The following is a 13,099-nucleotide window of genomic DNA, read 5'->3' on the forward strand; positions in this document are numbered from 1 at the left end:
TCTATAAATCTATTTAATAGAAGAATTTGAAAATTCAAAACGGAAGTATTAACAACTGTAAACACGAATAGAGAGATTAAATAAATAAAATAGATTCGCCTATACTCAAAAAAGACCTTCATTATCGAAGGTCTTTTTGTTACTAACATTCTGATTATATTTCGCTATTTTATAGCTTGAAAAAGTAATTTTTTCTCATATTCAATTAGGTTCTGTGATATACTTTGAAAGTTTATTTTTATGTAAAAAATTATCTCTTCTTCACTTTTAAGGTATTCTGGAATTGTTTTTGAGATACTTCTAATAGCACTCGTGGGCACTCCAAAATCTATTAGCATTCTCAACCGGTCATCAACTTGTTCATTTTCAAGTCTAGCAGAAAAATAAGAGTAATCTCCAAAAGGTAGCAAATGTTGACTATAAACATATTCTTGAATTGTTCTAAGAACATTAAGTAATTTAGGAATCTTATACCCAGCATCTTTTCTAGTAAAACGCAGTATTTCTCTAATTGCTTTTTCTTTAATTTTTTTCTTTATTACAGGGATATTATCTGAATTTACATCCTTTTTCTTCTTTTTCATTTTTTTAATCTCTTCATTGAATAAATAATTTTCATGTTCGCTAATTACTTTTTTTAATGATACAGAATTTATCATATTTAGAGATCTAGCCGCTAACATATTTGTATATTTTTCAGTTATATTTTCCGACTCTAAAAACCGATATATTAAATATAAAGATTCTGACAATTGTAGATAATCTGGAATACCGCTCCAAATTAGTGTGGGCATCAAAGATTGATAATTGTCTTCAATATATCTATATAGCTTTTTTTGGCCATCGATATTAATAACATTCTTTTTGAACAATGTCATTAAATCTTCAGGAATGTCTTTCTTTATATTATCTACTCGATCTATATGCTCTTCTTTTATGTCATCGTCTAGATTGATTAAAACTTCATCTGAAATTTCTTTTTGCTCTACAAAAGGGACATCTATTTTAAAATCTTCTTCAGTTGGAATTTCACCGAAAATAAATACATCACCAGTAAAAAATTTATTCATTCTTCCTGCTCGTCCTTTAATGTTAGAGTAATCAAAAAAGTCAATTTGTGTTTTTGCTTTCATTGTTTCAAAAATGAACATTGTTTTAGCAGAAGTATTGACGCCCTCTATCAGTGAAGTTGTCACAAATAGTACATCTAAAATTTTTTCTTCAAAATATTCTAATTGACTTGTGACTACATGCCTTGGAAGTTCGCCATTGTGAACTCCTATTCTAGAGTTGAGAAGCCTTTTTAAGTCCCAGTCTTCAGAAATATTATTATCAATCCATTCTGTGAGTGGAGGATCAATTTGTTTTCTTATAAGGTTATTTTTGCAAAGAAATTCTTTATATTCGTTTGCTAAAGAATATGCTTTATATGGTGAGGACATATAGACGAGTGATGGTTCTTTCCTTTCAGTAAGCATTTTGAAAAGTATATTTTTCTTTTCTTTATTATTTTTAAACCTTACCTCTTGAATATTTGTGTTAACCAGTGAATAGTCTGTTCTTAAAAAGTCAATGTCGTATTTATTAATAAAATCATTAGAAAGGGCATCAATTGAAGGGGTTAAGAACAAAGCTTGAGGTCCACTAGAAAGTATTTTATGTATGGCTATATTTAGAACATCAATTCGTTCATCCCCTCGCCTGTTACTTACTTTATAGAATTCATCAACTATGAAGAAGTCAACTACCGGCAGATTTTCATATTCAAGGACTCGTTCTGCAGTGAGGATAAATATATTTTGTTCTCTTGGTTCTTGTAATGTATTTACTACAAGGTTGTAATTACTATACTTACTCATCTTTCTTCTTGTCTCATCTATTAAAGCAAGTGTTGGTTGGATGATTAGTATGTTATTGAATGCATTCCGAGCTACTATTTCTTCAATTAACAGACTTTTTCCAAAGCTTGTGGGAGCACTAACAGCTACATTTTTTCCTTTATAAATTTTTTGCTCAATAATCTTTTGTTTAGTATGAAAGAATACTCCTTCTAGATGCTCAGATTTATACCATTGCTTCCGTATTTTTGCCTGTATGCCAAGTGATGTTTCATCTTTATCACTAAGGTATGGATAAAAACCAGCACGCTCAATTAAATCCATCCAAATTGATTTACTTTGAGCGTTCACATTATCCCATATTTCAAGTACATGAATAATGATTCTTCGAGCTTCATCATCATCTACTTTAGAAGATACATATTTTGCCAATTTAAAACTATCCTCGATAGATTCTAGCTTATTAATTTTTAAAATTTCTTGAACTTCAACTTTCATTTATATCTGTTGTCCTCCTAATAGTTTTAAATGCAAAGATTTTACAAATTCAGTTTTGTTCTTTACGGGCAATAAGAAAAGATAAACATTTAAATGATTTCTCCAAGGATGTTTTTCTTTTCCAGCATTTAAACTATCCATCATTTTTTGTCCTTCAATTTTTAATTTTTCTAAGAATAAATCTTCTGATGGATCAACTTGATTTATACAATCGCTAGAATAGCCAGCAAATAATGCAATCTTAATATTTGCAAGTTTATCTAAGCACTTTGTCTCGGGTGCTATTAATTCTTTTATGAAATCATCATCTTCTCCATCGTCATCTTGGACTCGATTAGAGATAATTGTAAATTCAGAATGAAAAAAATCTGTTTGAAAGTGACCTTTGAGGTCATTGATTAACTCATAGATTGCTTTGTAACCATCTTTATAGAGTTTAGATTCACCAAGCCATAGATTTCTTTTTTCGGAATCGACATGTACGGCATCAAACCCATGGGGAGCTAGGCTTAAGCTATCTTTAAAATAAATTTTTGATATCAAAGCATCTGCGTCAAAATATTCATGAAGTAGGTGATATAATATTAATTCGCCAAATTCTCCTCTTTTTATGTATTTATCCTCTACATCAAGATTACCTGTATAGTATTCTCTAGCTTCTTGAATTTCAGGTATACTATAGATTTTCTCCATAGCTTCTCTGACTATAGGAATTATACTATCTCCATCTTTTAGTCGTTTCTCTACTTGATGCTTTCCAAAAGCAAAATTAGGAATATTGTTAAAAAGTTCATTATAAAATTTATTTTCCATTTGCTTCATACTACCAGAATCATCGATATCATAGTCGATATGAAAAATATGAAGACTTTGTTCATGATTGGGAGTGTGAATTGTTGACTTGTTGCTCAATTTCATATCCTCCTTATATTATTTTGCAATTGTTTATATATATACATATTATCATAATTGTAGATTTATTTACGACTATCATCTTACAAATAGTAAATTACTCCAATGACTATCACTCATAAGACGTAGGATAAGTGAAAAATTGAACAATTAATTTAAGAACACGATGCCTAAAAAACTAATAAATCTAATCACTATAAGCTTTTTTAACGTTTTGTTTAGGCATTTTTTCGTTTAATCTTATCATAAATAATTAAGACTAAAATAATATACGAAGGTTTTTGCTACGAAAAATAGCAGAAAAAGAATTGAAAAACGGTACTGTTTTTGTAAGCAAAATATTATGGTAAATGAAATAAATCGAGTATACTCTAACTAATAAAAAGTAAGGAGTGTTTTTATGACGACAATGACATTAGGCAAAGTCTCATTAAGAGTAAATGATTTAGTGAAACAAAAGAATTTTTACCAAGAAGTAATTGGCTTACATATAATAGAAGAAACTTCACAAAAAGTTGAGTTAGGTATTAAGGAAACAGGCGAGGTATTAGTTTCTTTAGTAACTTCTTCGAAAGGCTATCAATCCGAAAAAACAACCGGTTTATATCACCTAGCTTTACTACTCCCATCAAGAATAGATTTAAGTGGTTTTTTACGCCATTTAATTGAAATCAAAGCACCACTAATTGGAGCAGCTGATCACGGATATAGCGAAGCAATTTATTTAGAAGATTTAGAAGGAAATGGAATCGAAATTTATGCGGACAAATCTTTAGATAAATGGGATATTCAGACTGATGGGAAAATTAAAGGCGTGACACTTGAGTTAGATGCAGAGGATCTTTTTAGTTTAACGGATCAATCAATTAAAAAAATGCCTATTGGAACAAAAATGGGACATGTTCATTTGAGTGTGGCAGATTTTAAAGCCAATGAACAGTTTTATGGTAAGACTTTAAATTTCCAATTAACAGATGACTTGGGAGGTCATGCGAGATTCTTTTCAGTTGATGGCTACCATCATCATATTGGGGTCAATAACTGGCAAGGAATCGGCATTAAAAAAAGAGAAGACCATTATCTTGGTTTAGATTACTATCAAATGATTTGGGAAAAGGAATCATTTGAACAATTAAAAGCTCATTTAAAGCAGCAAGAAGTAGATTTTTTTGAAGTAAATGATCAAGAATTTCATTTAGTAGATCCAAATGGTATTTTAATTCAAATGCATGTAAACTAAAAAGAGAGAGACGATTGTTTAAGTCTCAAAACTTAAATTATCGTCTCTCATTAATTTTATTTTTTCATTGCTTCTTGAGCAAGTAAGTTTAAGTAGTTCCAAGGACGATCAAAATGTGGTTGGAAGAAGAAATCACATAAAGCTAAATCTTCGACAGTCATATTATTTTGAATCGCAAGAGATAATGTATTAGCTGATTGAGTAATATCGTATTTAGACATTAATTGTCCACCGATAATACGTTTTGTGCCTTTTTCAAAAACTAATTGCATCATCACTTTTTCAGTTGTTGGCATGAATTCTGGACGGTAGTTATCTTCAAAGTAAACATAATCTGCATCGATATTATTTAATTTAGCATTTTCGATAGTCATACCTGTTGAACCAATTTTCCAACCAAATAAGTAAAGACCTGAAGTTCCTTGAGTTCCTCTGTAAGCAAGTGTATCGCCTTTAATGTTAGCACCAACTAATAATCCTTGACGAACAGCATTAGTTGCTAAAGGAATATAGCTGTGACTCTTAGTTGGATTGTAATGAACAACCGCACAGTCACCAGCTGCAAAAATATCAGGGTTACTTGTTTTCATGTATTCATCTACAACGATAGCTCCATTTGGTAACATCTCTACTTTATCTTTAAGTAATTCAGTAGATGGAGTGAAACCAACACACATGATAACCATATCAGCATCAAATGATTGGCTACTTGTATGAACTTTAGAAACTTTACCAGAAGCGTCAGCATCAAATGATTGAACATTTTCGCCAAGTGCAAAGTTAACGCCACGATTTTTTAATTCTTCTTCTAACTTATCAGTAAATGGTTTGTCTAAGTACTTGTTTAAAATACGGTCCAATCCATCGATTAAAGTCACTTCTTTACCTGATTCTACGAAAGCTTCCACTAATTCAATACCAATATAACCGCCACCAACAACCACTATTTTTTTAGCTGATTGAGATTTAGCAATGATTTCATTCGCTTGATTGAAGTTTTTACATAATAAAATATTTTCGTAACGGATACCAGGAATTGGTGGGATGATTGGCCAAGAACCAGTTGTCATTACTAATTTATCATAATTGACAGTTTCAACTTCCCCTGTATTTAGGTTTCCAGCAGTAATTGTTTTACTATCTGTATCGATACGAGTTACCGCATGCTCCATTTTTAATGTTGCTCCTAAAGAAGCAAGCTCTTGGGGATTAGAATAGAATAAGTCTTGAGCATTTTTTACAACGCCTCCAACATAAAGAGCAATCCCGCATGATAAGAAGGAAACATTATCGTTTCTTTCATAAACTAGCACCTCAGCATCTGGGTGAGTAGTAAGAATCTTTTTAACCGCTGACGTTCCAGCGTGAGTACAACCAACAACAACAACTTTCATTATTAGTCAGTCCTTTCAAAATAATTTTGTCACAATTCTATTAGTTATATTCTACCATTTTACCTATGACAAGAGTAAATATATCAGAGACAAGCACAAAGAACGATTTATTTGCTTGTGATGAATAGTGATAAAAAGATTATTTTTTGAACGGTTTTATCTCTGTTTGTGAAATTTAAAACCAATAGTAACAGGTTATGAGTGAGATAGTGATCAAACATCTAAAAATGATTTTTTTGTGAATTGAAAAAAATATCATAAAAAAATTTTTTTATGATACTAAAATCAAAACGGTTACAAAGCATATCAATTGAAAAAAATTTTTGCTATTATTTGGTCAGAGCTCAAAAACTAAGGGGAGTGGAAAATAAATGACAAAAAAAATTGTCGCAGTTACAGCCTGTGCAGCAGGAATTGCTCACACTTATATGGCGGCTGAGTCGCTAGAAAGAGCAGCAAAAGAGTTAGGTTACGATGTTAAAGTTGAAACAAATGGTGCTATTGGTGCTGAAAATGTGTTAACTAATGAAGATATTGAAAACGCTGACTTAGTGTTAATTGCTTCAGATATTAAAATTGATCCAATCAGATTCTCTGGCAAGCCATTATTCGTTACTAAATCAATACCGGCCATTGAAGATGCAGAAGGATTAATCAAAAAAGCATTTGACGAAGCTGAAGTATTTGGTAAAAAAGGTTCTAAAGTTGGAAAAATCCAAATTGGGAATGACAAAGAAAAAGTAAACTTCTTTACTCATATTATGAGTGGTATTTCTTACATGGTACCTATGGTTATTGCTGCCGGACTTATTTTAACAATTGCTAATTTGTATGCGTTTCAAAAGGATGACTTAGGTCGTATTGTTGAGTGGGGATTTAATACAGATACTCAAATGGGACTTTTAATGTCAAAACTGTTTTATGTAGGGCAAGTTGGATTTAAATTGATGATTCCATTATTTGCCGGTTTTGTCGCTAACTCAATTGCTGATAAACCAGCGATTGCTCCAGCTATGATTGGTGCCTACTTAGCTAATGACCCTGAATTTTTAGGTGCTGACGCTGGTGGTGGTTTTATTGGTGCGATTGCAGTTGCTTTCATCGTAGGTTACATGGTAAAAGGATTGAAAAAAATCAAATGGCCTAAATTGGTTAGACCAATTGTACCGATTATGATTATTCCATTCCTTGCTACTTTAGCAATTACATTAATTGTACTTTATGTTATTGGAACACCAATTTCATTAGCAATGGATGGTATGTATGAAGGATTGACTTCATTAAATGAAAACTATGCAGGTGCTCCAGTTATTATTGGTGCTATCTGCGGTGCGATGATTGGATTTGACTTAGGTGGACCAGTTAACAAAACAGCTTTAGTTTTCGGAACAGCTATTTTTACAGATACTTTGACAAAATACGGAATTGATGGTGCAAACTTTGTACCAGGTACAGCAACTCAAGCAGCTATTTCTGTAGCTCCTTTAGGAGTATGGTTAGCAACTATCATCTTTAAACATAAATTTAGTAAAGATGAAAAAGTAGCAGCTAGTGCAGCTTTTGGTATGGGGATTGTTGGTGTAACAGAAGGAGCTATTCCATTTGTTGCCTCTGACCCAGTTCGTATGATTATTGCTAATGTTACAGGTTCAGCCGTTGCTGGTGGTTTAGTTGCTGCAACTGGTTGTAAATTCTACGGTGGTATTGGTTCTCCATTAGGAACATTTATTGGTTACATTGAACAACCAATTCCATTTATTACTTGGATTTTATGTGTGTCAGCAGGTATTTTAACAACGGCATTATTAATCGGATTTATGAAAAAGACACCTGAAGAAATGGTCGTTGTAGAAGAAAATTAATTTTTTAAGGAGGAAGTTATGATGAACAAAGAGATTTTTAATGAAGAACACATTTTATTTGATACAACATCAACAACTCAAGATGAGGCTTTTAAAAGTATTGCTAGTTTTGCATTTGAAAAAGGATATGTGTCAGATAAAGAAGAATTTTACAATGGATTAAAACAAAGAGAAGAAGAAGCGACAACTGGTTTTAAAGATCATATCGCGATTCCTCACAGTAAAAATAAAGCAGTTTTAAAACCAGGTATGTTCTTAGTAAAATTTGCTAACGATATTCCATGGAATGCGTTAGATCAAAAAGATGTAAAAGTTGGATTTGCATTAACTATTCCAGAAGAAGGTGCAACTGAGCACTTGAAATTACTTAGTTTAATTGCAAGAAAATTAATTGACAACCAATTTAGAGAAGGTATTTTAAACGAAAATGAGCCGAATAAATTAGCTGAAATCATTGACGAAATATCATTTTAAAAAAGGGAGGCTGGGACGTTAGTCTCAACCTCCTTTTTACTATCGACGAGGGAGAAAAGATATATGAAGAAAAAAGTACACGTTGTTCACCATACTCATTGGGATTTTGAATGGTATTTTACTAACCATGAATCTTTCGTTCAACTATCTTATCATATGGACGAAGTAATGAGTGCTTTAGAGAATAACTTGATTGATTTTTATTTATTAGATGGACAACTAAGTATTGTAGATGAGTATCTGCAAAGTTTTCCAGAACAAAAGGAGCGACTGGTTCAACTAGTTAAAGCTGAAAAATTATTTATCGGACCGTGGTATACCCAAACAGATGAATTAATTATTGCTGGTGAATCAATTATTAGAAATCTTGATTTAGGTATTACTATTGCGAATGAATTAGGAGGCTATTTTAAAGCCGGTTATTTACCAGATTCTTTTGGACAAGGAAAAGATATGCCTAAAATTTATCAAGGATTTGGTTTAGATAAAACTGTTTTCTGGCGTGGTGTTCCAAATGACGTCACAGAAGATAGAGAATTTATGTGGCAAAGTGAAGATGGTTCAAAAGTTTTAGCTTCTAACATCAAAAATGGTTATTTTGTTGGTGTTGGTCTAATTTATAGTGATGACGCACAAGACTTAATGGAAGTTATCGAATCAGGTGCAACGTCAGATCAGCTTGTTTTACCAGTAGGTGGTGATCAACGCTATATTGATTTTGATTTAAGAGAGCGTATTGAACTTTACAATAATCAATTAGATGATTATGAATTAGTTGAAAGTAACTATGATTTATTTTTTGATTCAATTGATGAAGATAAACTTCAAACAGTTGAAGGCGAATTTATATCAAGCTCTGTTTCTAAAATCCATCGTTCTATCTATTCTTCCCGTTATGATCATAAATACATGAATGACAAAATTGAACGTCGAATGATTTATCAATTAGAACCATTAATGGTATTAGCAGAAACACAAGGAATTCCTTATAAACAAGGATTGTTAGACCGTATTTGGAAATTACTAAGTAAAAATCAAGCTCACGATAGTGCTGGCGGTTGTAACAGTGATAAAACTAATAAAATTATTATGGAAAGATTTATCGAAGCAGATCAACTTTCTTACTCTGCAGTTGACTACTTAACTCGAAAAATAGCAGAATCAAGAGAAGAAGTTAAAGAGAATGATTTAGTCTTTTTCAACACGTTACCTTTTAGTCGAAAAGAAATAATCAAGTGTTCTATTTCTTTGATGAGCGAAGACTTTGATTTAGTTTCAAACGGTGAAAAATTGACTTATCAATTAATCGAAACAAAAAAAGAAAATTCAGGTTCGATTCGAAAAAATCCAGAAGAGATGGACCCAGAAAAATTTTATTATATTCATGACTTGTTAGTTGAAGTGGATTTACCTGCTTTGAACTTTACAACGATTCAAGTAGTGGAAAAAAGTAAGAGTGAAGAAATCTCTAATCAAGCAATGACTCATGGGATTGAAAATGAGTTTTATCATGTATCTTATTCAGATGGTATGCTTCATTTAACAGATAAAGTAACACAAGAAAAATACTTCAACTTTTTAACGATTGAAGATAGTGGTGATGAAGGCGATACTTATGATTATTCACCTCCTTATGAAGATGATGTCTTATCTCTAAACTTTAATGAAGCAGCAGTTAAAGTTACAAATGGTCCATTAAGAAATGAGATGAAGTTATCAGGTGAATGGATTTTACCTAAAGATTTAGAAGAAAGAAGTAATAAGAAGCAAACACAATCCGTTTCTTACCAATTGATTATTTCTTTAGATAACCAAAAAAATCTATTAGATTGTCATTTGACGATTAATAATGAAGCACTAGATCACCGCATGCGTGTTTTAGTGGATACTAAGATTGCTAGTAAAAAATCATTAACCAATACACCATTTGGTACAGTGGAAAGAGAAGTTGTAGATGCTCATATTAATGACTGGAAAGATTTAGGTTGGAGAGAAGAGCCGACAACTATTTTCCCAATGTTAAACTACGTCAATCTACATAATGAAACAAGCAGTGTTACTTGTTTTTCAAAAGGGATTAAAGAATACCAAATTGTTGGAGACAACTATGACAAAATAGCTTTGACTCTCTTTAGGTCAGTTGGTTTCTTAGGTAGACCAGATTTAATTCGTCGCCCAGGTATTGCTTCAGGTAATGAGTTTAAATATATTCCAACACCTGATAGCCAACTCCAAGAAACACTAACCTTTAAATTTATGATTCAATTAGATGAAAGCTTTAATGAAGCGAAAGTGATGAAAGATTTCCAAAAACAAGTTGTCTCTGTTCCGTTTTATCAAATTCAAGAGATGAATCGTTTCACAACGACATTAAAATACTTTGTTTCAAATCCATTACCTACTAACACCCAAGCTAAAGAGTTTCTTGAGTGCGTTAGTGATTCCCTAGTATATAGTTCTTTAAGAAAATCTCGATCAGGAGATGGTATTGAAATTAGATTATTTAACCCAAGCCTAACAGACTCTTGTGAAGGTGGAATGATTGAACTTTCTAAAGGAATGAGTTATCAAATTGTAGATTTGAAGGGTGAGGCTTTAACTTCTTTAAAAAATAATGATAAAATAGATTTAGGTTCTTTTAAACCAGGTGAAATAAAAACAGTTAAACTATTTTAGGATGTGAAAATCATGCAAGAAGATATCTTTTTATTGATTGAGTCCCACCGTTTAGAATTTACAGATGTCGAGCAAGTAGTTGCTAATTACTTTTTAAGTAAAAAAGAGCCGTTGACCATCGATAAGCTATCTAAAACGTTAGCTGTATCAAAGGCATCTATCACCCGTTTTTGTAAAAAAATTGGCTTGAATAACTATAAGGAGTTAATTTTTCTTTATAATTTATCGATGCGAAAAGGTAAAGATGAAAAATTAGCCTCAACTGCGGTGACTAGTTTGTATCATGCATTAGCAACAAGAAGTTCTGCTATTTTTGACGAAGCAAGTGTCGATGAGTTTTGTCATTTGATTCATGAGTATAAAATCATTCATTTTTTAGGGATGGGATTTAACTCTTATGCAGGAGCAGATTTTCAGTTTAAGTTTTCGAGATTGGGTAAATATGTGCGAGTGATTTCTGATCAAAATTCGATTAAGCTGTCAGCTGAATTTGCAGAAAAAGATGAGTTGATTATTGCCTGTAGTTTAAGAGGAATTGATGATTCCATGTCACAGGCACTAGCTATGGCAAAGGAAAGAGGCGTTTCTGTCTTACTGATTACAGCAAATCAACATTCACCTTTAAAACCTTTTGCTCAAGCGACGCTAATGGCAGCGACATTAACGAAAGAAGAATCTCTTGGTAATATCTCGCCACAAATACCTATTTTAATCCAACTGGATATTGTTTATGAAAGATATATTCATTTGTATTCAGATTCAGTACAAAAATGGTTACAAGCAGAAGCTATATTAACTCAGTAATAATAAGAAGAAGGAGCTATTAACATGTTAAAATTTCCAGCTAATTTTTTATGGGGATCGGCAGCATCTGCCCCACAAACAGAAGGACACGCTTTATTAAATGGTAAAAGTGCAACAACTTGGGATAAGTGGATTGAGCTAAACCCTGAAAAATTTAATGAAGGACAAGGGCCTAAAGATACATCAAATGTTTACGAATTATACAAAGAAGACATTGAGCGTATGAAGGAAATTGGAATGAACTCATATCGTACATCTATTTCTTGGGCAAGACTTTTACCAGATGGCAAAACAGTTAATGAAGAAGCAGTTGCGTTTTACCGTGATTATTTTGAAGAATTAAATAAAGCTGGTATTAAGCCTATCATTAACTTATTCCACTTTGATATGCCTTGGTGGTTAATGGAAAAAGGTGGCTGGGAAACGAGAGAATCAGTAGATGCTTTTTCCTTTTATGCTAAAACAGCCTTTGAACTATTTGGTGATTTAGTTGAAGAGTGGACAACTTTTAATGAACCTTTAGTTCATATTGAATGTGGTTATTTATATGGTTTCCATTACCCAGCGATTGTTGACTTTAAAAAGGCAATTCAAGTAGGGTATCATACATTAATGGCACATATTTTTTCTGTTAAAGCTTTTAAAGAAGGAGACTTTAAGGGCAGAATTGGTATTATTTTAAATGTGACACCAACTTATGCGAAGAGTGAATCAAAAGAAGACCAAGAAGCTAAAAATGCAGCTGATTTACTTGTTATTAAGAGCTTCTTAGACCCTTGTGTATTAGGTGTTGTTCCTGAAGGTTTAATTGAATTAGTTAAAGAGCATGATTTAACACCTGTTACAGAAACAGGTGACAAAGAAGCTATTAAAAACTACCCAGTTGATTTTATTGGGATTAATTACTATCAACCAATGCGTGTTGAAGCTCCTGCTACTAAGCGTGTACCAGCGTTAACAACGACTGATCTTTTTGCACCATATGATTGGCCAGAAAAGAGAATTAACCCTTATAGAGGTTGGGAAATTTACCCAGAAGCGTTATATGATGTCTCTATTATGATGAAGGAAGATTACAATAATATTCCTTGGTACGTTTCAGAAAATGGAATGGGTGTCGCAGATGAAGAACGTTTCATGGATGACTCTGGAATGATCCAAGATGATTACCGAATCGAATTTATGGAAGAGCATTTAACGCAACTCCATAAAGGAATTGAAGCTGGTAGTAATTGTTTTGGGTATCATACATGGACATTTGTTGATTGCTGGTCATGGTTAAATGGCTACCGTAATCGTTATGGTTTCTACCGTGTTGACTTAGATGATGATAACTTTAAACGAACTATGAAAAAAAGTGGTTTATGGTATAAAGAGTTAAGTGAAAATAACGGATTTTAG

At 32.3% G+C, this 13,099-nt stretch carries 9 protein-coding genes; 6 read left to right on the forward strand and 3 right to left on the reverse strand.

What is annotated here, in order from left to right; translation table 11 throughout:
• Positions 1-164: 164 nt before the first annotated feature.
• Both H9L18_RS04135 and H9L18_RS04140 read right to left on the reverse strand, forming a co-directional pair.
• A complete protein-coding gene (locus H9L18_RS04135; protein WP_126790750.1) occupies positions 165-2,336 on the reverse strand; it encodes a DEAD/DEAH box helicase in 2,172 nt (723 codons plus the stop codon).
• Positions 2,337-3,254, reverse strand: a complete 918-nt coding sequence (locus H9L18_RS04140) for a HamA C-terminal domain-containing protein (RefSeq protein WP_126790748.1) — start codon at positions 3,252-3,254, stop codon at positions 2,337-2,339.
• A 394-nt stretch (positions 3,255-3,648) separates the two neighbouring features.
• Here H9L18_RS04140 and H9L18_RS04145 point away from each other — a divergent pair, with 394 nt between their 5' ends.
• Positions 3,649-4,488: a VOC family protein gene (locus H9L18_RS04145; protein ID WP_126790746.1), complete on the forward strand. Its 840-nt coding sequence runs from the start codon at positions 3,649-3,651 to the stop codon at positions 4,486-4,488.
• A 56-nt stretch (positions 4,489-4,544) separates the two neighbouring features.
• On the opposite strand, the gene H9L18_RS04150 is transcribed toward H9L18_RS04145, so the two are convergent.
• On the reverse strand, positions 4,545-5,882 hold the full coding sequence (locus tag H9L18_RS04150; protein WP_126790744.1) for an FAD-dependent oxidoreductase: 1,338 nt from the start codon (positions 5,880-5,882) through the stop codon (positions 4,545-4,547).
• Between the two features lie 371 nt (positions 5,883-6,253).
• Between H9L18_RS04150 and H9L18_RS04155 the strand changes: the two genes are divergently transcribed.
• The 5 genes from H9L18_RS04155 to H9L18_RS04175 all read left to right on the forward strand — a co-directional run bounded on the left by H9L18_RS04155 (position 6,254) and on the right by H9L18_RS04175 (position 13,099).
• Positions 6,254-7,744 carry a PTS fructose transporter subunit IIC gene (locus H9L18_RS04155; protein ID WP_126790742.1) on the forward strand — a complete coding sequence of 497 codons (1,491 nt, stop codon included), beginning with the start codon at positions 6,254-6,256 and terminating at the stop codon, positions 7,742-7,744.
• A 21-nt stretch (positions 7,745-7,765) separates the two neighbouring features.
• Positions 7,766-8,218 carry a PTS sugar transporter subunit IIA gene (locus H9L18_RS04160; protein ID WP_126790740.1) on the forward strand — a complete coding sequence of 151 codons (453 nt, stop codon included), beginning with the start codon at positions 7,766-7,768 and terminating at the stop codon, positions 8,216-8,218.
• A 63-nt stretch (positions 8,219-8,281) separates the two neighbouring features.
• On the forward strand, positions 8,282-10,894 hold the full coding sequence (locus H9L18_RS04165) for a glycoside hydrolase family 38 N-terminal domain-containing protein (protein WP_126790738.1): 2,613 nt from the start codon (positions 8,282-8,284) through the stop codon (positions 10,892-10,894).
• A 12-nt stretch (positions 10,895-10,906) separates the two neighbouring features.
• Positions 10,907-11,698, forward strand: coding sequence for a MurR/RpiR family transcriptional regulator (locus tag H9L18_RS04170; protein WP_126790736.1), 792 nt, complete (start codon positions 10,907-10,909; stop codon positions 11,696-11,698).
• 24 nt (positions 11,699-11,722) lie between these two features.
• Positions 11,723-13,099 (forward strand): glycoside hydrolase family 1 protein, encoded by a 1,377-nt coding sequence (locus H9L18_RS04175; protein ID WP_126790734.1) that lies wholly within the window; start codon positions 11,723-11,725, stop codon positions 13,097-13,099.

Source organism: Vagococcus carniphilus (assembly GCF_014397115.1).
GTDB classification, from domain to species: Bacteria; Bacillota; Bacilli; order Lactobacillales; family Vagococcaceae; genus Vagococcus; species Vagococcus carniphilus.